Below are 23,199 nucleotides of genomic sequence, written 5' to 3' on the forward strand. Positions count from 1 at the left end.
TACTCCTCTTTCATTTATGATACGGATGGTTGTGTATGATCGAAAGTCCTCTGAATAGCTGTTCCAATAACACCATTTTCGCAATTTTATGGCTCATTGTCAATGGACTCAAACTCAAAGCCATATCGCAAGATTGTACAAAAGATCTTTCCAATCCGTACGCTCCACCGATAAAGAACGCTAATTTCGTATGCTCTTTCAAAAGATTTGCAAATGCGAAGGAGTCCAAACATTTTCCTTCAGGATCCAATGCGATGTTGAAGCCGTCGCTGAGTATAAAAGGCTTGAAAGTGTCACTATAGGCTTTCATGGCTTTTTGTGCATCGCTTTGTGCCGCATTGATCTTTTTATTGAAAACATTCTTCGTCTCGATAAGGGCAAATTTTTTGCTATTTTTGATCAAATCCTCGTAAATGGCCTCATAGCACTTCTCATCTTTTTTACCGATCGAGTAGATTGCAATCCTATGCAAATGTAAGCCCTTTTATCAAAAGATCGCTCCCTATGGCTCTGAGCCAGACATTTTCGATCGGCTCAAACAGCCGAATACCTCCGATAGCCACTACCTTATGTTTTGATCGTAATGCTATATCGCTGAGTCTCTCTCCCAATACATATTGCACATCTTTTGTCGTGCTGCTTCGATACGCTCCCAAGCCCACATATTCCAGATCTAGCTCATTGGCTTCTCGAATCTCTTGTAATGTATGGGTGGAAAGGCCTACTATCTTCGCACCATAAAGCTTTTTTATGATACTCAGCGCTTCATTTTTTGACTGGATACCAAAAGATACCATCAGCCTGTCCAAATCCTCCTGACCGATATGGACACCGTCGCACAAAGATGCCAAAGCCAGTTCATCATTGACGATGAGTATTCCCTTCCATCCTTTTCGAAGATATTGTAGATCCTTTTTTTTCTCTTCGATATCGTCAGACTTATTACGATACTGGACAATTTTGGCTCCAAATCTTTGGGCGATGGATAAAAATCCATCAAGATCTATATCGAATCGTTTGAGCAAAGATCTATCACACAGTGCATACAGGTCATTCGGATACAACGTTTTCCTCTTTCCACAATATTTTCAGCAAATCTGCAATCGTTTTTTTCATAGAGGGTCTTTCAACAATCATATCGATCAAACCGTGCTCTAGCAAAAATTCGCTTCGCTGGAAACCTTCTGGCAGATCGGCTCCAATAGTCTGCTTGATAACCCGTTGCCCCGCAAATCCGATGAGAGCGCCAGGTTCGGCCATAATGATATCGCCGATCATGGCAAAAGAGGCACTCACTCCCCCCATCGTAGGATCTGTCAATACGGAAATATAAGGGAGTTTTTCCTGGTGAAGCTTTGCAAGTGCTGCACATGTCTTGCTCATCTGCATGAGACTGAAAGTACTCTCTTGCATCCTCGCTCCACCGCTGGCACTCACAATCACCAAAGGTTGCCTCTTTTGTATAGCTCTATTGACGGCACGAACAATCTTTTCTCCTTCCACAGAACCAAGGCTGCCTCCCATGAAAGCAAAATCAAAAACCACGATCTGCGTTGGGACCCCTTCTATCGTGCATTCACCACTTATGGCGGAACTGGCTCTTCCTGTCTTTTTCTTGCCCTCTTCGATACGCTTTTTGTAGCTCTTTTTATCGACAAATTTGAGTGGATCCACCGGTTCCAACTCGGCATCGAATTCGACAAAACTTCCTTCATCACACAGTATCTCGATCCGTTCCTGTGCACCTATACGGAAATGGTACCCACATTTTGGACAGACATTGTAGCGATTCTGCACCTCTTTGTAGTACATAAGTGCATTACAACTGGGACATTTTATCCAGTGACTCGGTTGTTCCTTTGTACTTGGCTGAGAGCGACGTATTTTAAAAAAATCGCTGATCCCCACTACTCATCCTTTAAAACTATTTCTTTAATCTTATCAAAAATTGCTTTGTCCTTACTGACTATTATTCTGGTGGTATCCTGATAGATATGACAATCACTACATAGATGCAAACCGGCTGCGATATCATACTCCCTGATCTTGCCTACAAACAAGACATACTTGACCGCATAGGCATACGCCAGTGAAAGAGCAACAGCTCCCGGACTTCGAAATTTCAGACCATTGGCGTTGAGTCTTGCAACGATCTGGGGATTGGCATAGGCCTTTTCAAAGAGACCTATTTTGGAAAAGGGATGGTACCGGATAGGTTTCATATCTGATTCGAGAATATTCCCTTTGAAAAAGCCTGCATCATGTTTGATAAAAAGATCTCCGTTTGCGAAGTTGGCAACACAAGATAGAAGCATCTCCCCATCTTTTTGTACAGCAATAGAAGTACCATAGTAGGGAAAAGATGAAAGAAGATTATCGCTTCCGTCAATGGGATCGATAATCAGTTTCCACTCCCCATTTCCGATGATTCCAGACTCTTCAGATATTATCTGACCATAGCGCGAAAGATGTTTTACGTAGATTTTTTCTGCAAGCAGATCCACGTTTGATGAAAGGTCTCCTCCGGCCCCGTATCCGTTGTATTGATAGAGTTCATCGATCATATCGTACCGTACGGTACGATAGATCTCTTTTAGTGCCGATCGCAGATCACTGATAAACGATTGCACTATCCAATCAACTTTCTCACAATCGATTTTGCAGCCTCTCTACCATCGTACGCCGCAGTCACAACCAGATGTGCCCCTCTATAGCAGTCACCACCGGCAAATACACCGGGCTTTGTGGTTTCATAGTTTTGATCAATTTTCACTGCACCCCACTGATTGGTCTCGATTCCATGTTTCGAGAGAAATTCAAGGGGCGTGTTTTCAAAACCAAGAGCAAAAATAACAACATCTGCTTCCATTGTAAACTCGCTGTTTTTGATCGTCTCCAATTTTCTAGATCCATCTTTGGACACAGTGGAAATCGTTTTGACAAACTCCACACCGATCACTTTATTCTCTTCATCCGTCAAAATCTTCGTCGGAGCAACATTGTAGACAAATTCTGCTCCCTCTTCCTGGGCATTTTTCACCTCTTTTTTGCTTCCTGGCATACTGGCAGCATCTCTTCTATATGCACAGATCGCTTTGGCAGCACCTTCACGAAGCGAAGTTCTCACGCAATCCATTGCTGTATCGCCACCACCGATAACGATCACCCGCTTATCTTTTACCTCCATAGAGCTGTCATACGCGTCACCAAACACTTTTCTTTGTACGTTAGTCAAAAAATCCATCGCCATAAAAGCGCCTTTGGCATCTTCACCAGGAATATTCGCTCGTCTCGCCTTGGTAGCCCCGATTCCCAAAAAGACGGCATCATAATTTTCCAGGAGCTCTTCAAAATCGATATTTTTTCCTACTTCGATATTAAGGTTGAGTTTCATACCCGCTTCTATAAGCCAGTCGATCCTTCTTTGTACAACCTTTTTGTCCAGTTTAAAATTAGGAATACCATAAGTTAACAAGCCACCGGCTCTATCAGCGCGCTCATACACATGCGGCTCGATGCCATATCGTAGCAGATAGGTAGCACAGCTCAGTCCTGCCGGTCCGCTTCCAACAATCGCTACTTTTTTGCCTGTCTTTTTCTTTTCAAACTCCGGTCTAAGCCCTCTTTTAAACCCCTCTTCACTTATAAAAGTCTCAATGGCTCCAATGGTGATAGCTCCATACCCTTCATTGAGAGTACATGCACCCTCGCAAAGTCTATCTTGAGGACATACCCGTCCCATGATTTCTGGAAACGGAGAAGATTCGTTGGAGATTTTGAAAGCAAGCTCAAGATCTTTCTCTGCCACCGTTTTAAGCCAGTGAGGGATGAAGTTGTGCAAAGGACAGGCGTTGTGACAGTACGGGTCTCCACACTGCACACACCTGTCTGCCTGGGTGGCAGCTTCATTGGGATTGTAAATCTCATAAATTTCTCGAAAATCTTTGATTCGTTCATTGACTGATCGTTTTTTCGGTTCGATTCGTTCATTGAAAATAAAATTTTGCATATTATTCCCCTTCCTCTAGGTTCAAAGGCACTTTTCGAAGCTCTTTTGGCCGTACCATCCAAAAATTTCGTATCTCCATTCTGAAGTTGTTCAAGATAAATTTGGCTTTTTTGCTTCCTGTCTCATCATAAAAAGATTGAAGCAGCTTTTTAAGATAGTGTCGTGCCTCGTCAAACTCGTCGATATCGATTCGTCTAGCCTCGATGAGTTCTTGGTTGATTTTCTCGATAAATGTGTGGTGCGTATCATACACAAATGCAAGACCTCCAGTCATACCCGCACCAAAATTGATACCCGTATCACCAAGAATTACTACGATCCCGCCAGTCATATATTCACAGGCATGATCACCTGTACCTTCCACCACTGCCAAGGCTCCTGAGTTTCGTACAGCAAATCGCTCACCCACTTCTCCGGCAACAAACAGCGTTCCTCCTGTTGCACCATACAAACAGGTATTTCCAGCAAGACTCAAGCCTTCATTGTGTGTTTTAGATGTTATGACGATCTTACCGCCATTCATTCCTTTTCCTACATAGTCGTTTCCTGCACCCACAAGATTGATTGTCACACCATTAATCAAAAAGGCTCCAAGGCTCTGTCCTGCAACCCCTTGAAGGTTGATTCGGATACTATCTTCTTTCAACCCCTCATCGCCATAATATTTTGCAATCTCGCCACTGATTCTGGCTCCAAAACTTCTGTTGACATTGGTGATGGTTTTATTGACAATCACTTGCTTTCCAGGATTTTCAATCGCTGGATAGACCTCTTTCAAAATCTCTTTTTCATATTCGTTACTGTCAAACGGCTCGTTGGATGGAACTTGACAGGTATCTACGCCATCGAGTCGCATGAGTACAGAGCTAAAATCGAATTTTTTCGCAAGTTCATTTTCTACAACTCTCAAAAGATCCGTTCGTCCGATAATCTCTTCAAGTTTTGTATAGCCTAAACTCGCCAATATTTTTCTCACATCTTCTGCAATCAAAGTAAAGTAGTTGATGAGTCTATCCACAGTTCCAACATAGTGCTCACGCAAAAACTCGTTTTGTGTCGCAATACCTACTGTACATCGGTTCAAATGACATACTCGCAAAATCTTACACCCAATGATAGTGAGCACACCTGTACCAAAAGCATAGCTCTCAGCTCCCAAAATTGCCGCTTTAACAATATCAAGACCGGTTTTGAGTCCACCATCCGTTTGAAGCTGTACGAACTCTCTTAAGTGGTTGGCTTTGAGCGCGTTGTGCGCTTCGCTAAGCCCAAGTTCCCAAGGGTTTCCGGCAAATTTGATGGAAGTAAGTGGAGCTGCTCCCGTACCGCCATCACCGCCACTGATGATGATCTTGTCTGCATAGGCTTTCGCAACACCTGTGGCGATGGTACCAACGCCCGCTGTGGAGACAAGTTTTACGGCCACTCTCGCATCAGGATTGACCTGTTTGAGATCGAAGATAAGTTGTGCCAGATCCTCGATAGAGTAGATATCATGGTGTGGTGGAGGTGAGATGAGGGTGACTCCCGGCATGGTATGTCTCAATTTTGCTATGAGCGCCGTTACTTTGTGTCCTGGAAGCTGACCCCCCTCGCCCGGTTTCGCTCCTTGAGCGATTTTGATCTGAATCTCTTCGGCGCTTCTGAGATACGCAGGCGTCACGCCAAATCGACCACTTGCAACCTGCTTGATTTTGGAGTTTTTGATGGTTCCAAAGCGGCTGGCATCCTCACCACCTTCACCCGAGTTGCTTTGCGCACCTATTTTATTCATCGCTTCGGCGATACACTCATGCGCTTCTGGTGAAATGGACCCCAAACTCATAGCCGCACTGTCAAATCGCTTGAAGATATTTTCAATCGGCTCTACCTCATCAAGGCTTACTGGCTTTCGATCGCTTTGAAATTCGAAAAAGTCTCGGATAAATCGAAAACCTCTTCCATCCACCATCTTTTTGAGCTGCTCATAATCGCTCCAGTCTCCGGTAATCGAGACTTTATGGATCTGATTGACGGTATTTGGATTGAAGTCGTGATACTCGCTGCCGTCGATATATTTGTAGTAACCTCCAAGTTCCAGTGGAAAGATTCTTTTTTCTATATCGATCTCATACGCTTTTTCATGATACCTACTGAGCCGCTCTTCTATGTCTTCATAGGTTAGTCCTGGAAGAAGACAAGCTGAGTTGGAAAAGCATTCATTCACGATCTCCTCACTCAAGCCCAAAACATCGAAAAGTCCCGAGTTTCTATAGGATGCAATAGTAGAGATACCCATCTTGGACATGATTTTCAAAAATCCGGCGTTCAATGCATTGACCACGTTTTTAAATTTGTTTCGAAGTTCAAAAGGAGTGAGATCCTCTTTTTTCAGTTTCTCATAGACTGTGGCAAAAAGTAGATATGGATAGACTGCACTTGCACCATACCCTACCATAACCGCTGCAGAATGGGAGTCATACACTTCGCCGGTGATTGCAACGGTAGAGACAAGATGCCGAACCTTGGCTTCCAGCAAGCGTTTATTGAGCCGGCCTATCACCATCGCCATAGGCATCGTTTTTTTGTGCGGACTGAGTTCCCTGTCATCCAAGACGATGATTCGCACCCCTTCGTTGACAACGGCGTCGATCACCTCATCACACAGTTTTTCAAGGCTTGCCTTGAGATCTTTTTCGAACGCTGTGGAAAAGATCTTGTTTTTAAAACAGGCCTGATACCTTGGATGCTTCGGATCGCCATAGGAAAGAAGGACATCCAGTTTTTCCCGAATCAAAATAGGTGATACCGCTTTGAGTCGAATGGCATGGTTTGGATCTTCATCCAAGATGTTGTGAATCTCTCCAAAACCTGTATTGAGACTCATAACGATCTTTTCTCGAATAGGATCGATCGGCGGGTTCGTTACTTGCGCAAATTTTTGTTTGAAAAAATCTACAAAGGCTCTCTGTTTTTGGCTAAAGGCCGCCATAGGCGTATCGTCCCCCATGGATCCGACAGCCTCTTTGCCCTCCTTGATCATCGGCTCAATCACCTGTTCTACAAGCTCGTGTGTTATATTGTAGTATCTCTGTTTGTGAACGATATCATCGATTTTGTAATCATCCACATTGCTAAATGGCGTTTCGATATGCTCTTGCAGGTAAACCATATTTTCATTGAGCCATTGGGCATACGGGTTGGAGTTTTTGAGGTAATCGTTGATGTCTTCGTTTTTGAGAATAACACCATATTTGAGGTCAAGGGCTATCATCTCACCACTTTGGAGTCTTCCCCGCTCCAAAATGTTTTCTTCTGGAACACCCAAAATACCATATTCGCTGGCGATGATCAATCGTCTATCTTTAGTGATAATGTATTTTGCCGGGCGAAGACCGTTTCTATCCAGAACACATCCGATATAGCGACCATCGGTCATACTCACAGCAGCCGGTCCGTCCCAAGCCTCAAAGCAGGTACTGGAATATTCATAATAGGCCCTGAGGTGCGCATCCATATGCGGAGCGTTCTGCCAAGGAGCCGGAATAAGGGCGCGAGCCGCTTTGAAAAACTCCATACCGTTGACAATCAAAAATTCAAAAAAGTTATCCAGGCTTTTACTGTCACTCGCCTCTTTTTCAAGAACCGGTAGGATCCGATCTATCTCTTCTGGACTGAAAACCTCGCTTTTAAGTGATTCGCATTTGGCCAGAACGTTGTATCTGTTGGCTGAAACGGAGTTGATCTCACCATTGTGTGCAATCATTCTAAAAGGTTGGGCAAGCTTCCATTTTGGCAACGTATTGGTGGAGAATCGCTGATGGAAAAGAACAAAACTCGCTTCAAAATCCTCATCTTGGAGATCTGGATAGAACATTTTGATGTATGTGGGCATAACAAGCCCTTTATAGGAGACCGTTTTACTCGAAAAACTTGGAATATAAAAATCTTCATCATCTTCCAAAGCGTGTTCGATCTCTCTTCGTGTCAGATACAAAAGGGCTTCGAACCGTTTCGTCGCGATCAAAGAGTTTGGAGCAACAAAGATCTGAACGATATTTGGAAGGGTTTTGAGCGCCAACTCTCCAAGTGCTTCGGTATTGAGGGGGACCTCCCTGATATGAAGGACTTTGAGGTCGTTCTTTTTACACTGCTCTTTGATAACTGTGATGTTTTCCTCATTTTTGTAAAAAACCATCGCTACAGCATATACCGAAGGCAGAACAAAGCCCTCCTCTTTTGCGATTTTTTTAAAAAATCTGTGGGGCATGGAAAAAAGTAGTCCGCTTCCGTCACCACTCTTTCCATCTGCTGCAATGGCACCTCTGTGCATCATTCTCTCAAGCGACTGAATCGCGTCATTCACATTTTTGTGGGAAGGTTTGTTATCGATACTGGCAAGTAGACCAAACCCACAGTTGTCTTTGTAGGAAGTTAAAAAATCCATCCATCCACCTTTCTTACTTTAAACGACTTTTAATATTTTTTTTAGTATAAGTTGAAATTATTTTATCCTAATTTTCGTTAAAAACCACTTATAAATGAGCTGTTGATGCAAGGATTCATACTCAATATTACCAAAGTAAAAAGTGAGGACCTCATCGTCAAAGTCCTTACCCGATCAAAGATTTACACACTCTATCGCTTTTATGGAGCAAGGCACAGTACGATCAATTTGGGCTACAAAGTGGACTTTGAAATCGAACAGGATTTGGGCTATCTTCCCAAAATGCGGCACATCACCCATTTAGGTACGCCCTGGCTCAAATCGATGCAAACAACACTACTTTGGCAAAAATTTATCAAACTGTTACATACTCATCTGTTCGACATAGAAGCGATCGATTCCTTTTACTATGATCTGCTTTGCGATACATCGAAATATCTGGAAAAACAAAACCCCAAAAGAGCATTGATAGAGAACTATCTGAGACTCCTTCATTTTGAGGGCAGACTCCATACGGAACCGATCTGTTTCGTGTGTGAAACGAAAATTGAGAAAGATCCCGTTTTAGTACGCGCCTTTCTACAAGCACACAGTGAATGTATTCCTAAAAGAAGTTTTGATCAAAAAAAGATAGAGCATCTTTTTACCCATTGCGATACACAATTTTTTGAAGAGGATGAGATAGAGGCTCTATGGAGCCTCATCGAAGAGGGACTATAATACTTATTCATTCTTTTGTAATTGTTTTACTATCCAGTTGGTATTGATAATATTGAAAACCTCATCATGATAGTCAACAGTTCCTTTGATAAAATGATCTTTTTGAGATAAAACGATATAAACATCATCTTTTGGTACTTGAATAATCTCGTCAATATTGCCTATAAGCAATGCAAAGTCAAACAGTTTTCCATCCAAATCTGTTTGTATTATAAGAATCAATCGTTCCCCTTTTTGAATTTCCCCTTTTTCACTTGCCAAATATTCTAAGTCAAAAAGAAGATAACTTCTTGAATCTATAGCAACAATTCCTTCAATGCCCTCTTTATGTTCTAAAGATCTTGTAATGTGAACATCCTGCTCTTCATGGATACCCTTTATATATTCCATTTTTATAGCAAAACGATCTCCATCCACTCTAACAATTAAAAACTCTTCATATTCAGTTGTTCCCCTTGAAACTTCATCCTTATTATTTGATGTAATGCCATATTCTTCAATAAGTTTTTCCAAGTATTTATTGTCAATAATAGAAATAATTTGGTTGTGATAGATAAAGAAACGATTTAGAATCTCCTCACCCCTTGCAATATTGATATGTTCTGTTTGTATATTAACAATATTAAGAATTTTTCCAACTGATAATCCCAGGTGAAGATTCTCTTTTTTTAAGATAAAAATATTTTCACCTAGTTGTTTATCAACATGTAACAGTTTTCCTAAATTGACAATGTGCAATAATCTATTTTTAACTAAATAAACTCCTTCAATAAACTCCTCTTTTGGAATATAAACCCCTTTTTTTGCATCCTCAAAGACTTCAACAAATTGTACGATAGAAGCATCAATGGCAAATATCTCTTTCCCAAGTTTAAATAGAATCAAACTTATCTCATCTTGTGTTGTTTCAACTACACTTTGTAAAAGTTTGTCTTTTTGTTTTTGAAATGTTGGTTTAATAGTTGGAACATCTACATTACTATAAAAAAAATCCTCTTTTAAAATTTCCACGACTTCTTCATCTAGATTGATTACCTCGATTTTGTCATTATTATATTTAATATGCTCAATCTCTTCTATCTTATGTATTTCATCTATAAGAATCGCAAAGTCTTTATCTTTAATGCTCAAGATAATAGCACTTTTATTCTTTATATCGCCACATTCCCCAAGTTTCAAAATTTTTTTGAGACAAACTAAAAAATAGATATCACCATTTTGTTTAATTTCTCCTACTATATACTCGGGCATAAATTCTACATCATACACTTTTTCTACATCAACTATCCATTTTACATTGTCTACATTGACACCAAATATAGAATCGTTAACTTTAAATGTACATACCGAAACCATTACTCTTCTCCAGACAATACTGATGCAATCTCAAAAAGTTTTGCAGAGAGCTCTTTCATATCCCGACTAATCTTTAAGATAATATTTGCCGCTTCTCTCGACTCTGAAGCATTTTTGTGAGAAATATTTGCCGCTTCTAAAATCTGTTCTGCAGCAATTTTACTCTGTTCGAGAGCTTGAAAAATATGTTCAACTCGTGTCACACCTTTTTCCACAGCTTCTAAAACTTTGATGAGGTTCTCTTTATTATTAGCAAGCTCATACTCTATACGATCTAGTTTCTCATTTTCTGCTCGCTGAGTCAAAATGATATTATTGACTAACACATTGATTTGATCATTCTCCTCTTTTACTTTATTAATTGTCTTGATAACTTTATCTAGATTCTCTTCTGAACTATTCGCAAGCTCTTTTATATCGCGGCTAACTTCACTAAAACCATTGCCAAATTCACCTGCTCGTATCGCCTCTACCGAACCATTGATAGAAAGGGCAGAAATTTGAACAATGGAGAGCTCAATTTTACGAATCATATCGTTAAGTGCATTGATTTTTGAATTAATAAAATCGAGAGCTGGTATTACATCTTCAGATGATTTGGTATTCTCTAATGCCATAGATTTTATTTTTTTAAGATCTTGTATAACACCTTCAAATATTTGATCGATTTTTTTGATGTTTTCAAAAAGTTCATGTAACAAATCTTTTGCACGGGCTGCTTCTTGCAACGTTTGATGTGCCACTTGTTCCGCTTTTTTAGCATCTTCTTTAGCAATATTGGCTGCCTCTTCTATCTGTTCTAAAGCTTCAACAGTCTGTTCCATCGAACGTTCAATCTCCTCATTGGTACTTGTGAGCTCTTCTGAAGCAGAAGCCAACTCATCCACAACAGCTTTTTTATCGTTTCCTTCCAACTTATCGACAAGATTCTTGATCATTTTCGCTGCAACTTCTGCTTGTGCAAAGGCTTCAACCTGCTGTGAGATTGTATTAGTGATCTCACTGACTGCACTAGCACTCTCTTCAGCAGCACTAGCAATAATTTCCGCACTTCTATGTAGAGCATTTACCTCTTTTGCCGTTCGTTTCACTGCATCCACAACAGTTAATGTCAGTTTGTTTGATTCTTGAATTAGATTCATGATATAGTGCATATTATTTGAGCTGTCAAGAGCAATTTTTTCCGCTTCCTGCATCGAAGTATGGAGTTTATTCATCACATCTTTTGCTACGCCAATCTTTTCTTGCGTTATTTGAACAATATCTTTAATGTTAACAACGTATCTATTGGATTTTGATGCAATCTGACGGATTTCAGAAGCCATAATGGTGAAGCTTTTTCCTTTTTCTTTTGCCCTTGCAGCTTCTATCGCTGCATTAAGAGCTAACAAAGAGGTTTTTTTCGCAAGTTTTGTAATCAAGTTAACTGCATTATCTATCTCTTTAGATGAATCATATAATATATTTGCTTTATTGGCTATCTCTTCAGCTAAACCTGCCGTAACACGCATTTTTTCTTTATCTTCCAATATACTTTGATTTGCACCCTTTATGAGTTCCATAAATTTTTCAGAAATATCTAAAATAAGATTGCTATCATTTTCTAATATTTGTGCGTTTTTATTAATCTCATCTATTGCACTTAGACTCTCCTCAGCCGCCCCTGCATTCTCTTCTGCTGCTGCGGCAATTTGTTCCATCGTCCCTTTTATCTCTTCGATAGCTGCTAAACCATCTGCAGTTCTCTCATTTAGTTTTTGTGCTATCTCTTCAATACTTGCAGTATTCAGATCCAAATCTAAACCATGCTTATCACTTTTTTGAGTATTTTTCTCTTCAACAGACATCTGTTTGTCTAAGTGTTTTTTGATAAAACCCATTTACGCTCCTTTAATAAATTAATGTATTTCAGGCCGTCCAAAATAGAATCCTTGAAAAATGTCTACTCCAATTTCTTCAAGAATTTGCAACTGCTCTCTTGTCTCAACGCCTTCTGCAACAACTTTTAAATCAAAAATGTGACCAATTTTTGTTATTGCTTCAACTATTGCATAATCATTAGAATTATCGACAACATTTTTTACAAATATTTTATCGATCTTAAGTTCAGCCAATGGTAATGTTTTCAAATACTCAAAGGAAGAAAAACCTGTACCAAAATCATCGATACTAAACGAAATACCGATATTTTTCAATTGTTTTATTTTGCTAATAGCTTCATCTATATTTTCCAGCAATATATTTTCTGTTATTTCAAAGATGAGATTATTAGGATTTATGTTATATTTATTTATTATGTTTATAACTCTTTTAACAAATAAATCATCTTCAAACTGTTTAGGACTAATATTGACAGAAATTTTTTCATTATATTTTTGAAGATACGAACAGACTTTCTGTAATATATATGAACCAATTTCTATGATCAAACCATTCTCTTCGGCTATAGGAATGAATTTATCTGGAGGAATAATCTGTCCATTTAGTTCCCATCGAACAAGAGCCTCATATCCTACAACAACAGGAGTTTGATTTTCTAATCGCACCTTTTTTTGAAAAGCTAAAAAGAACTGATCGTTTTTAAGCCCCTCTTTGATTTTTTCTTTTATTTTGCTTTTTTCTTTCAATGTTTTAAAATATTTGGAATTAAAAAAAATAATACGACTTTTTCGATTCTCTTTGGCATTATATAATGCAATATCTGCTTGTCGCAACAATAATGCAATATCCAAATTTGGTTCAATCAGTGCAATGCCAATACTAATTGTGATATTAATTTCTTGATCATCAATCACATACAGTTTTTCCAACTCTTTTTTTAATCGCCCAGCGAAACTAGAACTAAAAATGCGGACTTTTTCTCTATCTTTTTCTTTTAAATCACAAAAAAGAAGAAATTCATCACCTCCGACTCTTGCTATCAAAGACTCTTTTCGAACAGTAGTTTTTAGTCTCTTGGCAATCTCTTTTAAAAGAAGATCTCCCACTTCATATCCACGAATCTCATTGATCTCTCTAAAATTATCAATATCAATAAAAAAAAGTGCACCATATAAAGAATGGGTTGAATAATAAGGAAAGACTTCTTGAATAAATTCCAAAAAATACTTTCTATTATAAAGACCTGTTAAAAAATCATAATTGGATAGAAAATCGATCATTTTATCTTTTTCAACAATTTCAGAAATATCGAAAATGGCAACCATGCGTAAAGGTGTATCCCAAAGCTGAATACTTGTACCTTTAACCAAAATCCAAGCACTTGTACCATCTCTTTTTTTAACCTTTACTTTGTAGGGTTTTTTATATTTTTTTTTATATTATTTTGAACAGTTTTTTTACAATTTGCAGCAACAAAATCATAGATACTTTTACCAACAAGCTCTTTTTTACTATATCCCACTATATTAGCGGCACTGCTATTGGCATATAAAATCATTCCACCGATTTCTATGAAAATAATTCCTTCGAATATATTTTCGAAGAAATTGGCGATATACTCTTGAAGTTGCTGATCGATAGTTTGCAACGTATTCAAATCCTTAAATAAAATATTTTCATTCATAAACATAAATGAAAAAATCATAACTAAACTACCTTAAAATCTCTTTACTAAATTTAAATATTGGGATTGTATCAAAGACATTTATCAAAAACCGTTCATTTTTTAAACAAAATCTAAAGAAGTAATGAAGAGAGTCCTCTAAGAGAGGACATGAAGAATTTTATATATAAAGTATATAGCACTAATTCAATTCAAAATCGTCCACTATCATATCCGTTCCACTCAGCATTCTTCCTCCATAATCGATTTTTTGCAACACTTTAATATCGCCGACTGGATCTTTCTTCACTATATACAGCTGTCCATAACTCTGGACAGGATGGAAAACAAAATCTTGCAATTGCACAGGCGCATCGTCTACTTTTAATCTTTCAGGAAGAAGGGTATCGCATACGACATCGAGATAACCCTCCCGTAAAATGTCGTATTGATCAAAAAGAAGTGAACAATCCACGTATCCAAATTCTACCTCATTGGGCTGTGCGCTCTCCACATCCACTTCCAAATCCCATCGTCCATCACCCTCTTGGGCGACAACGAAAAAGATATCACCAACCTCTGCTTCTTGGATGGAAGAGACAAGATCGACTACACTCTCATTTTTCAGTGTCACATCGTCGGTGTAGTACGTTTTCGAATTGATCTCTATGGAAGATTCGTCCGGATCGGCGCAATGTATCTCCTGGGGTGGTTCGAGGATGTCCGCTTCTGAACTCTCTACATATTCTCTGGCAATTTCAAAAAGCTCTTTGACATCTTCTGCGGACTCCAAATCAAACTCATCCCACTCCATACCTTCCATTTCAAGTCGTGACAAATTATATATTTTTACAATTTTTGCTTTTCCTGCGACTGATACGTTCATCTTCTCTCCTTTTTCTTTCGATAAATATAGGCCAATAACTTGGCTACCGCCACATAGAGTTTCTGCGGTATCTCCTCATGTAACTCAACTTTTGAAAGAACCTCAACCAAATCGGGATCTTCATAGAGTTCAATACCGTATTCATGTGCCAGTTCGATTATTTTTTGTGCCCTGTACCCTTCACCTTTTGCAATAACCTTTGGCGCATTCGAACTTTTTTTCTCATATCGAAGCGCCACTGCCTTTTTTTTCATACTGAAATATCGACTCCACCTGTTGTAGTATAACGCTTTTTTTCGTTCCCTTGTGATACAAAAGTCACAAAAACATCCTCAAAATCTTTCAAATCTTCTTTCAGCTCCGCAAGACCCTCTTTGAGTATTTCGCGAAAAAGAGTATCTTCTATAAAAAATTCCACTTTAAGACTATTATGTATCATCAAAAGATTCGCTTGCGCTTTGCCAATATCTTCGAAATTGAGTTCTATCTGACAAAAGTAGTGCTGTTTATCTGCCCAAATGCGCAACGAACCTTCATTGAGGTCCTGCCAAACTACCGGCAGATAGGCATATATCATGCCACTAACCAATGAATAGAGTTGAAAATTTTGGAGATGATTATAGAGCATCGATACTTTTTGATCATCTCCTAACGATTCTCGCATTTGTGCCATCAGTGCTTTGAGGTCGTGGGTTATGGTCTCCTCAGCTTTCGTATGAAGAGTCTGAAGAGCCTGTTTCAGCAGAGTCTGCAAAGATTCACCCTTCGCATCTTTAAAAATAGATTTTATCTTTTCATCCAATATGGTTGCGTTGAGTAGATACTCTTTTATCTCTTTGGGATCCTTGAGCTCAAGCTCTTCTTGAACATTTTGCAAAAGGGCAAACTGTTTGACAATAGTATCGAGTTTCTTTTCCAAAAAAGTCCCGCTATTGAAAATCAGTTGCTGAAGATCTTCTCCCTCCATCCTCTCAAGCTGTTCGGCCGGTAGAAAAATATCATTGATCTGCTCAAATCGTTGCACGAGTGTTTGCGCATCATTGGCACGTACTATAAAACGCAGAAGTGGAGTATCGGCATTTTTGAGTTGAGGGAGTTCCTTGATAGTTCGCAGAACTTCTGAAAGTTCGTTTTTTGCACCTGCTTCGATCAACTCTTTTGCCTGAGCAATGAGCATCTTGACATCTTGTGAGGAGGATAGGGATACGAAACTTTGTGGTTTGAGTGTTTGAATGATCTCTTTGTTCATCCGTTGCAGCTGTTCATTGAGTCCTTTTTGGAGTAAAACCTGCATCGTTTTGTCATCTTTGCTTCCAAGAGCTATTCGCAGGGCGAATTGAAGATCTTTTGTCAGATCCAAAGATTGCAGTTTTTTTTCAACTTTCTCTTTTTTGGTATCAAGGATTTCAAGAAGTTGGAGTTTTATCGCTTTTTCGCTGCCAGGCATTCCAAGAACTTTGAGAAGCAGCGTCGTATCTTTTTGCAAAGGAATCTCTGTTCGTATCTCAAGCTCTTGACCATTGATACGAACCAAAACGGAACCGCTTGGTAGCACGTCGACTACCTCGGCTCGTACAGTTCCGTTGACTTTGAGATTGAGCGAGGCCTGCGGCAGTTTGAAAAATGTCTGTTCTTTGAGAACATTCTCCACATTGAGTGGAGGCAGATGGGGTTGCATATCAGACCTTCAGACGCTCTTTATCGAAAAAAGTATCGTCATGAATATGACGAAATGAGGCTTTGATATATTTTACCACATCACGAAATCGACCCTCTAACTCTGAAACAAATGCTTTCATATTTTCACGAACATAAGGCTCTTTGATATCAAATCGCATGGCAGGACACATCTCATCCCCAATGGCCATAAAACCGTTACGCTCTACAAATCCTCGAAGCTGTTTTTCACGGGTCTCGATCAATGGTCGAATGACATAGAGTCCTTTTGAGCTCTTGTAGATTGGAGGCATCGAACGCATCGCCCCGTTATAGAACATATTCATAAAAAAACTCTCGATCGCATCATCGAGATGGTGGCCAAGAGCCAGTTTGTTAAAGCCGTTTTGCAACGCATAGGTGTATAAAGCACCCCGCCTCATTCTCGAAAAGAAACTGCAATAGGATGAGTTGGTTCGGATCTTCTCTTTGGCTAGATCAAAAATCTCCGTCTCATACACTGTATGCTCGATTCCGTACTCTTCGCAGTGCTTCGTTAAAAAGTCATAATTTTCCCCCATGCCATAGCTGATCGTCACAGCTTTGAAGGTAAAATCATAGGGTGCCACTCTTTGGATATGTTTGAGGGCATGCACAAGCGTCAAAGAGTCTTTGCCTCCGCTCAGACCCACTAAGACTCTATCGCCCTCTTTGAGTAGTTCAAACTCCACATTCGTCCGAGCAATCTGTTTGATCAGCTTTTTCGTAAATTCTGCCCGCTTCATTGGATAATCGCATCCACCATTTTTAAGATAAATTCTGCGCTTCGCTTGGATGAACTTTTCAAAAATGTATCAAAATCAAAGCTCGCATCCATATCCGCCGCATCACTGATGGAACGGAGGATAAAAAAAGGTATATCAAAAGCATCACATACAACTGCCACAGCGGCGCCCTCCATCTCCAAAGCGTCCGCATCAAAGGTTTTTTGAATCCATTCTTTTCTTTTGGGATCGGCTATAAACTGATCACCTGTTGCGATGGTGCCCTCTTTCAAAGGAACTTGCATCTGCTTTGCCACATCTTTTGCGATCTCTCGTAAAACGGGATCACTTTCCACATACACTTTGCCTTCTGGAACATATCCGTACGGATGACCAAAGGCCGTGATATCCAGATCATGCTGGCACAGTCTCTTGGCCATGATAAGATCGCCAATGTGCAAATCTTCGCTGATAGCTCCGGCAACACCACTGAAAAGGAGTTTCTCGACCTTGAAATGCTGTATCAATACGTTTGCTGTCAAAGAAGCGTAGACTTTTCCTATCTTGCTGTATGCAACGATAATCTCATGGCCCTTGTACTTCGCTTCAAAATATCTGTTGCCGGCGATATAGTGCAGTTTGATATTTTGCATATGTTCGATGATATACTCAAGAGGCTCATCCGTACTGAATGTGGAGTCGAGCCTGCTTAAAATCGGCTCAATCTCCTCTATCATAGCGCCCATGATCGCTATTTTCATGATATTCTCCAACTTTTTTGGTAGATTGTAGCAAAGAAGGGGATAAGGAGGGCTTAAACCCTCTTATTTCCACATATTATTCCATTTGCAAAAACTTCTTTTATCAAAATGGTAGATAGAGTGGGTATTGGCACGTTCACCATTTTTGTAGACAATGTAGCTCGCTTTGAGATGCTTATTGTTATTGGAGAGTTCCAAAATGATATGATGCACATGCGATTCGTCACTGTCGCACACCTCGCTTCGCTCTTCGTCACAGTCAAACACCAATTTTTTTGGCGTGCTCTCCTCTTCGTTAAATACAAAACTGGGCTGATTCTTCTTTGCACAGTAGTGCGTCGCCAATAGTTTGTTGCATTCGGGATAGTGATCACAGTGATACATAGTCACCATCCATCGAATGGTGTCTGGCAAAAGCTCCTCTTTTATCGCGGAACCTGATCCAATCACCGTATATTCTACCCCTGTTTTGTCTGTTCCAAGAAGTCTTTTTACCGCTGGATGGTTATGGGCACCGGTTGTCCCGATCTGTTTGCTTGCAGGTGAAAGTGTCCATTGACCTGGAAGAACCTCTTTCATATAGTTAAACGCCTCTTTTGAACTCATATGTGCAAAAGCCGCAATTGAGCCAAGCAGCATCATACCAACAGCAAACTTTTTCATTTACACTCCTTTTTTTAAGAATAGTAACGAATTTCAAATAATAACCCTTTGAAAAGATAGATTAGTTTTCATTATGTTTTTTATAACATGGTGCGAAGAACGCACCAAAATCAGAGGAGTTTTTGGAGGGTTTCTTCGAGGCACTTCATATCTTTGACACAAAGCGTAGGTACTTTTGTTACCCTTCTATTGATACCGCTGAGTACGCATCCTTCACCCAGTTCGATGAAAAGATCGTTCTCATTTTCGATCGATTTGATCGATTGTTTGTATAAAACGGGTTTAACCAGCTGCTCATCAAGTTTTTGAATGGCATCGGCTTTCGTACTGTATGGTTTTGCATCTACATTTGCGATGACCGGGATCTCAAAAGCGTTTCGGATAAACTTTTCAAGATATTCCCTCAAGGGCTCCCTTGCAGGCTCCATCAACGGACAGTGACTCGCTACGCTCATATTGAGAAGAAGTGCTCTTTTTGCACCTTTTTCTTTAAATATCGGAGCGACTGCATTCAAATCAGCCTTGATGCCAGCCACAACAATCTGGCCATCGCTATTGTAATTTGCAGGCCAAACCCTCTTGCCTTGTAATCTGGCCTCTTCGCATACCGCTTCTACAGTAGCATCATCCAAACCCATCACAACCATCATGCCGCCATCTGCCTCTTTCGCGGCTTCTTGCATGAACTTCCCTCTCATATACACCAGCTCCACCGCATCGATAGGATCGAGGGCCCCTGAAGCGACGAGTGCACTGAATTCGCCCAAAGAGTGCCCTAATGTATATTTCGGTTTTTTTTCACAGTTGGATCGAAAGAGTGCATGAGCGATGGTACTGACAAGCAAAATAGCGGGTTGCGTATATTGGGTCTGATTGATAAGATCGTTTTGTTCGAAAAGCAGCTTTTGAAAATCGACTTGCAGGCGATCACTCGCTGCCTCTACAAGTTCCTTCGCCATGGGAGAGTGTTCGACAAAATCTTTTCCCATGCCAATTTTTTGGCTGCCTTGTCCTGGAAATAAAAAAGTGAAATGTTGCATAGATACTCCTCTTTTTGAGGAGTATTATATCAAGGGGATCTTTTGGAAGTGTTTAAATGGGGCAAAGCCCCGAAAGATTAGTGACTACAGCCGCAGCTGCCGCTTCCGCAGTGCTCTTCTTCTTGGACTTGTCCCGTCATAACCTCTTCTGGAGTTGCTTCTCGAACCTCTTTGATAGCTACAGTAAACATAAGATCTTTTCCAGCCAATGGATGGTTGAAATCAATAGTAACTTCGTTATCGTTAAAAGATTTTACAGTAACTTGAACAGTTTCTCCATTTTCTCCCTGTCCATAGAGCGTCATTCCCTCTTGAAGATCAATTCCTTGGAACTGCTCTCTTGGAAGAGTCTGGACAGCATTTTCATCTTTTTGACCATATGCTTCTTCCGCTTGTACAAGAACATCTGCGTTTTCGCCTACATTCATCTCTTTGATTTTTGATTCGAGTCCTGGAATAATTTGGCCTTTCCCGGTTATAAATCGTAATGGCTTTTGACCGACATTACTGTCAATCACTTCACCAGTCTTAGCATCTTTTACTGTATATTCGATGCCTACTACATTATTATCTTGAATCGCCATGTATTGTCCTTTTGTGAAATTGCAATGTAGATTGTAACAAAATAAACTTGATACCACTTTAATGGTACCTACTAGTTGTATCTATTTTAGCTTTTTCTTTGCTATCTTGGCAGCTTTGCTCTTAGGATAGAGGCTCACAAGATTTCTATAAAACTTCTTTGCCTCTTTCTTCCTTCCAAGTTTCTCCAATGAAATGGCAGTATGGAGCAAAAGGGTCGGCATATAGGATGCTTTTTGATATAATGAGGCGCTCTTTTTATAGTGCTTCACAGCGCATCCATAGTTTTTTTGATAATAGCACGACTCAGCTATATAAAAATTGCTCGTCGCAGGTTTATAGTGTTTTTGAATGGCATATGAAAATAGCTCTTTTGCTTTTTCATACTCCTTTTTTCGAAAACTATGTAAAGCCTCTTTAAAAAGCTGCGCTCCACTTTTTTTGCTTACATTTTGCTTTTTGATCAATGCATAGATTTTAGAAAGTTCCGATTTGAGCTCATCTTTCGTCACATATGTGGAGTTGATCTGATCTATGAGAGACGAAAGCTCTTTAAGGATTTTTTTGATCTGCTCAAAATTCTCTTTTTGTATATTCATCGAAGCATTGAGCTCTCTTTGAAGCTGCGCGATCTTTTCATCATTACCGCTTTTTTCTTTCAATCTTTTTTTGAGATCGCGAACATTTTCGTCCAATCCTTCTACGATGCTCTCCAGTCCTTTGACTCTTTCATCGATTCTCTCAACTTTCGATTGGACCGTATAGAGACTGTTTTGTAATCTTTTGATAGCTTTCTTGTTTTGCAGGATATGTTTCTCACTCTGGGTCAATCCGTACGGCTGATCAGAATCAAGATTGCCCGCTTCAAATACCGATGGCTCTGCAGCCATAAGTATTGAAGCAAGAAAGAGAACTAAATATCGCACGAAACACCTTTATGGAATGAGTTCAAATTCAACGCGTCTATTTTTCGCCCAACACTCTTTCGTATGTTCTGTACAGACAGGATTGGATTCTCCATAGCTGATAAGCGTCATTCGATCTTTCGCAACGCCTCTTGCAGCAAGGGCATCTCGCACACTTTTGGCTCGTTTGAGGCCAAGAGCATAGTTGTACTCATCTGTTCCCCATTCGTCACAATTTCCTTCCACCTTGATATTGAAAGGTTTCGCTTCGTCGGAATTGAACAATTTCGCATCAAATTCAACTCTTGGCTGTTGATCTGGACGGATATTGTACTTGTCAAAATCGAAATAGATCTTTTTGCTTTGGGCTTCTATCGCTTTCATTTTTCTTAACTTCGCTTCTTCTATCATCTCTTGATCGTTTCCGATTGTCTGAATACCTGATCCTTCCGTTACTTCGGTAGCCTCCTGCTGCTGTGTAGCTTGTGTTTGAGGAGCTTCAACTTCAACCTTTTTTGCACAACCAGTGATTAAAAAGCCAATCACGACAGCTGAAGTGAGTATATGTCTTGCCTTCATGTACCATCCTTTTTCCAAATTTTCGATATTGTATCAATATTTTACTTAAAAAGTGTTACCAAAGTATTACCAATCGATCGACTGTATCTTACCGACATGAAGCGGATAAATATAACTTTTGTTATATTGAAGCCGTATAACACCCAGCGCGCTTTGACGTTTGAACATTTTGATAAACAGAATCGTCTCTCCATCTGCGGCAAAACGCGGAAAGATATTGACACCATTTGCCGTCAATCTTCGTATGTAATCGCTCGTTGTGGAAGTGAGATAGAGATTGAATGTGTTACTGCCAAAGGCGTTGTCCGTTTCTCTACTGGAATAGACCACATAATCTTTATATGTGGTACAAGCGCTGTTGTTTTTCCCATGATAGACCACTCTCTCCACCGCCTTAGATCCGATCCGTTTAGCAAATATTGTAGGATTGCCGAGCCTGTCCGAGACAAAAACGATACGTCTGCCATCTTCAACATAATTGCCGTTTACATCGATACCAGGATAGGTAGTGAGACGTCTGAGAGTTTTTTTTGTAAGATCCAGCTCATAAATATCGGGCTGATAATTTGGTGCCATAGTGAGTAAAAGTTTTTTCCCATCCTTGCTCACATCAGAACATACCAACATTCCTTCGCTCTGAATGATTTTGGTTCGTGTGCCTTTATAGATGTCTACTTTATACAGAGTCGGAACCTTTTGCATGGAGGTATAATAAAAGGCTCTTTGTGTTCTGTCTGCCCATTTTGGAAAAATATTGAGCCCTCCGTGCACAACCGTCTTTTGATATGTCAATGTGTAATCGCTGATGACGATATCGGCTCTTCTTGGGCCAACATATTTTGAAAAGACGACAAAACTTTTCAAAAAAGAGACATCTGGCAGATGGAGTTTGGCATTGATGTCATACACGATTCTGTGGGCTAAGAAAGGATAGCGGTCGTTATCTGAAATTTTATACCGTTTTTTGAGTAGAATAACCTTTTGTACGAGATCTGCAAAAAGTATCTCTGCACACAGATGACCGTAATCATCGTACATCAGTTCATATTTTAAAAGATATCCTTCATTGTGGACACCACTCTCATCTTTGAGAACATCAAAATGAGAAGTCACCTCCAAATCTGCATTGATCAGCTTTAAAAATTTTTTTCTGAGCATATAGTTGATGTTTGAGGAGTGATCTTCAACCACAATTTTCGGTCTGTTTCCCACATCTTTTACGATTTCAAGCGTCATATCCTGTGCATATAGCGTCAAGCTCAGAAGTACGAAGAAAATAAGTCTTGCCATGCAGTCCTCTTTTTTCCA

At 39.9% G+C, this 23,199-nt stretch carries 22 protein-coding genes; 1 reads left to right on the forward strand and 21 read right to left on the reverse strand.

Going from position 1 to position 23,199, the window contains the following annotated elements; genetic code table 11:
- Window positions 1-10: 10 nt before the first annotated feature.
- Genes NIS_RS06405 through gltB form a run of 6 tightly spaced genes read right to left on the reverse strand, consistent with a single transcriptional unit; the run spans window position 11 to window position 8,435 of the window.
- Window positions 11-472, reverse strand: a complete 462-nt coding sequence (locus NIS_RS06405; RefSeq protein WP_012082568.1) for a 23S rRNA (pseudouridine(1915)-N(3))-methyltransferase RlmH — start codon at window positions 470-472, stop codon at window positions 11-13.
- The gene (locus NIS_RS06410; RefSeq protein WP_012082569.1) at window positions 465-1,064 is read right to left on the reverse strand and encodes a thiamine phosphate synthase; all 600 of its coding nucleotides are present in this window, start codon (window positions 1,062-1,064) and stop codon (window positions 465-467) included. Before NIS_RS06410 ends, NIS_RS06405 begins: the two co-directional genes overlap by 8 nt.
- Window positions 1,051-1,908, reverse strand: a complete 858-nt coding sequence (gene accD / locus NIS_RS06415; protein WP_012082570.1) for an acetyl-CoA carboxylase, carboxyltransferase subunit beta — start codon at window positions 1,906-1,908, stop codon at window positions 1,051-1,053. Before accD ends, NIS_RS06410 begins: the two co-directional genes overlap by 14 nt.
- Entirely contained in the window at window positions 1,908-2,630 is a 723-nt protein-coding gene (locus NIS_RS06420) for an inositol monophosphatase family protein (protein WP_012082571.1), read from the reverse strand. The genes accD and NIS_RS06420 overlap by 1 nt, the downstream gene beginning before the upstream one ends.
- Window positions 2,630-4,009, reverse strand: a complete 1,380-nt coding sequence (locus NIS_RS06425; protein ID WP_012082572.1) for a glutamate synthase subunit beta — start codon at window positions 4,007-4,009, stop codon at window positions 2,630-2,632. Before NIS_RS06425 ends, NIS_RS06420 begins: the two co-directional genes overlap by 1 nt.
- Before the next feature lies 1 nt (window position 4,010).
- Window positions 4,011-8,435 carry a glutamate synthase large subunit gene (gltB, locus tag NIS_RS06430; RefSeq protein ID WP_012082573.1) on the reverse strand — a complete coding sequence of 1,475 codons (4,425 nt, stop codon included), beginning with the start codon at window positions 8,433-8,435 and terminating at the stop codon, window positions 4,011-4,013.
- 105 nt (window positions 8,436-8,540) lie between these two features.
- Between gltB and recO the strand changes: the two genes are divergently transcribed.
- Entirely contained in the window at window positions 8,541-9,155 is a 615-nt protein-coding gene (recO, locus tag NIS_RS06435) for a recombination protein RecO (RefSeq protein WP_012082574.1), read from the forward strand.
- 3 nt (window positions 9,156-9,158) lie between these two features.
- Here the strand turns inward: recO and NIS_RS06440 are convergent, their stop codons facing one another.
- The 15 genes from NIS_RS06440 to tolB all read right to left on the reverse strand — a co-directional run bounded on the left by NIS_RS06440 (window position 9,159) and on the right by tolB (window position 23,181).
- Window positions 9,159-10,511, reverse strand: coding sequence for a chemotaxis protein CheW (locus NIS_RS06440; RefSeq protein ID WP_012082575.1), 1,353 nt, complete (start codon window positions 10,509-10,511; stop codon window positions 9,159-9,161).
- Window positions 10,511-12,391 carry a methyl-accepting chemotaxis protein gene (locus NIS_RS06445; protein WP_012082576.1) on the reverse strand — a complete coding sequence of 627 codons (1,881 nt, stop codon included), beginning with the start codon at window positions 12,389-12,391 and terminating at the stop codon, window positions 10,511-10,513. Before NIS_RS06445 ends, NIS_RS06440 begins: the two co-directional genes overlap by 1 nt.
- Window positions 12,392-12,409: 18 nt before the next feature.
- On the reverse strand, window positions 12,410-13,762 hold the full coding sequence (locus tag NIS_RS06450) for a putative bifunctional diguanylate cyclase/phosphodiesterase (RefSeq protein WP_012082577.1): 1,353 nt from the start codon (window positions 13,760-13,762) through the stop codon (window positions 12,410-12,412).
- A 35-nt stretch (window positions 13,763-13,797) separates the two neighbouring features.
- Window positions 13,798-14,040, reverse strand: a complete 243-nt coding sequence (locus NIS_RS06455; protein ID WP_158297277.1) for a PAS domain-containing protein — start codon at window positions 14,038-14,040, stop codon at window positions 13,798-13,800.
- 217 nt (window positions 14,041-14,257) lie between these two features.
- On the reverse strand, window positions 14,258-14,941 hold the full coding sequence (locus tag NIS_RS06460; RefSeq protein WP_012082578.1) for a hypothetical protein: 684 nt from the start codon (window positions 14,939-14,941) through the stop codon (window positions 14,258-14,260).
- A complete protein-coding gene (locus NIS_RS06465; RefSeq protein ID WP_041354044.1) occupies window positions 14,938-15,195 on the reverse strand; it encodes an EscU/YscU/HrcU family type III secretion system export apparatus switch protein in 258 nt (85 codons plus the stop codon). Before NIS_RS06465 ends, NIS_RS06460 begins: the two co-directional genes overlap by 4 nt.
- On the reverse strand, window positions 15,192-16,619 hold the full coding sequence (locus tag NIS_RS06470) for a hypothetical protein (protein ID WP_012082579.1): 1,428 nt from the start codon (window positions 16,617-16,619) through the stop codon (window positions 15,192-15,194). Before NIS_RS06470 ends, NIS_RS06465 begins: the two co-directional genes overlap by 4 nt.
- 1 nt (window position 16,620) lies before the next feature.
- Window positions 16,621-17,382 (reverse strand): tRNA 2-thiocytidine biosynthesis TtcA family protein, encoded by a 762-nt coding sequence (locus NIS_RS06475; RefSeq protein WP_012082580.1) that lies wholly within the window; start codon window positions 17,380-17,382, stop codon window positions 16,621-16,623.
- Window positions 17,379-18,122, reverse strand: coding sequence for a 5'-methylthioadenosine/adenosylhomocysteine nucleosidase (locus tag NIS_RS06480; RefSeq protein ID WP_012082581.1), 744 nt, complete (start codon window positions 18,120-18,122; stop codon window positions 17,379-17,381). Before NIS_RS06480 ends, NIS_RS06475 begins: the two co-directional genes overlap by 4 nt.
- Before the next feature lie 63 nt (window positions 18,123-18,185).
- Window positions 18,186-18,785, reverse strand: a complete 600-nt coding sequence (locus tag NIS_RS06485) for a hypothetical protein (RefSeq protein WP_012082582.1) — start codon at window positions 18,783-18,785, stop codon at window positions 18,186-18,188.
- A 110-nt stretch (window positions 18,786-18,895) separates the two neighbouring features.
- A complete protein-coding gene (gene fabD / locus NIS_RS06490) occupies window positions 18,896-19,825 on the reverse strand; it encodes an ACP S-malonyltransferase (protein ID WP_012082583.1) in 930 nt (309 codons plus the stop codon).
- Between the two features lie 77 nt (window positions 19,826-19,902).
- Window positions 19,903-20,409: an FKBP-type peptidyl-prolyl cis-trans isomerase gene (locus tag NIS_RS06495; RefSeq protein ID WP_012082584.1), complete on the reverse strand. Its 507-nt coding sequence runs from the start codon at window positions 20,407-20,409 to the stop codon at window positions 19,903-19,905.
- A gap of 81 nt (window positions 20,410-20,490) precedes the next feature.
- Entirely contained in the window at window positions 20,491-21,333 is an 843-nt protein-coding gene (locus NIS_RS06500) for a tetratricopeptide repeat protein (protein ID WP_012082585.1), read from the reverse strand.
- 9 nt (window positions 21,334-21,342) lie between these two features.
- Window positions 21,343-21,891, reverse strand: a complete 549-nt coding sequence (locus tag NIS_RS06505) for an OmpA family protein (protein ID WP_012082586.1) — start codon at window positions 21,889-21,891, stop codon at window positions 21,343-21,345.
- Window positions 21,892-21,957: 66 nt separating this feature from the next.
- A complete protein-coding gene (gene tolB, locus NIS_RS06510) occupies window positions 21,958-23,181 on the reverse strand; it encodes a Tol-Pal system protein TolB (protein ID WP_012082587.1) in 1,224 nt (407 codons plus the stop codon).
- Window positions 23,182-23,199 lie beyond the last annotated feature (18 nt).

The organism is Nitratiruptor sp. SB155-2 (assembly GCF_000010325.1).
GTDB lineage: Bacteria > Campylobacterota > Campylobacteria > Campylobacterales > Nitratiruptoraceae > Nitratiruptor.

What these genes read in the sequence shown, in the direction of transcription:
- NIS_RS06425 (WP_012082572.1), bottom strand. Translation starts at nt 4,009, where the DNA reads ATGCAAAATTTTATTTTCAATGAACGAATCGAACCGAAAAAACGATCA.
- gltB (WP_012082573.1), bottom strand. Translation starts at nt 8,435, where the DNA reads ATGGATTTTTTAACTTCCTACAAAGACAACTGTGGGTTTGGTCTACTT.
- recO (WP_012082574.1), top strand. Translation starts at nt 8,541, where the DNA reads ATGCAAGGATTCATACTCAATATTACCAAAGTAAAAAGTGAGGACCTC.
- NIS_RS06440 (WP_012082575.1), bottom strand. Translation starts at nt 10,511, where the DNA reads ATGGTTTCGGTATGTACATTTAAAGTTAACGATTCTATATTTGGTGTC.
- NIS_RS06445 (WP_012082576.1), bottom strand. Translation starts at nt 12,391, where the DNA reads ATGGGTTTTATCAAAAAACACTTAGACAAACAGATGTCTGTTGAAGAG.
- NIS_RS06460 (WP_012082578.1), bottom strand. Translation starts at nt 14,941, where the DNA reads ATGAACGTATCAGTCGCAGGAAAAGCAAAAATTGTAAAAATATATAAT.
- NIS_RS06465 (WP_041354044.1), bottom strand. Translation starts at nt 15,195, where the DNA reads ATGAAAAAAAAGGCAGTGGCGCTTCGATATGAGAAAAAAAGTTCGAAT.
- NIS_RS06470 (WP_012082579.1), bottom strand. Translation starts at nt 16,619, where the DNA reads ATGCAACCCCATCTGCCTCCACTCAATGTGGAGAATGTTCTCAAAGAA.
- NIS_RS06475 (WP_012082580.1), bottom strand. Translation starts at nt 17,382, where the DNA reads ATGAAGCGGGCAGAATTTACGAAAAAGCTGATCAAACAGATTGCTCGG.
- NIS_RS06480 (WP_012082581.1), bottom strand. Translation starts at nt 18,122, where the DNA reads ATGAAAATAGCGATCATGGGCGCTATGATAGAGGAGATTGAGCCGATT.
- NIS_RS06485 (WP_012082582.1), bottom strand. Translation starts at nt 18,785, where the DNA reads ATGAAAAAGTTTGCTGTTGGTATGATGCTGCTTGGCTCAATTGCGGCT.
- fabD (WP_012082583.1), bottom strand. Translation starts at nt 19,825, where the DNA reads ATGCAACATTTCACTTTTTTATTTCCAGGACAAGGCAGCCAAAAAATT.
- NIS_RS06495 (WP_012082584.1), bottom strand. Translation starts at nt 20,409, where the DNA reads ATGGCGATTCAAGATAATAATGTAGTAGGCATCGAATATACAGTAAAA.
- NIS_RS06505 (WP_012082586.1), bottom strand. Translation starts at nt 21,891, where the DNA reads ATGAAGGCAAGACATATACTCACTTCAGCTGTCGTGATTGGCTTTTTA.
- tolB (WP_012082587.1), bottom strand. Translation starts at nt 23,181, where the DNA reads ATGGCAAGACTTATTTTCTTCGTACTTCTGAGCTTGACGCTATATGCA.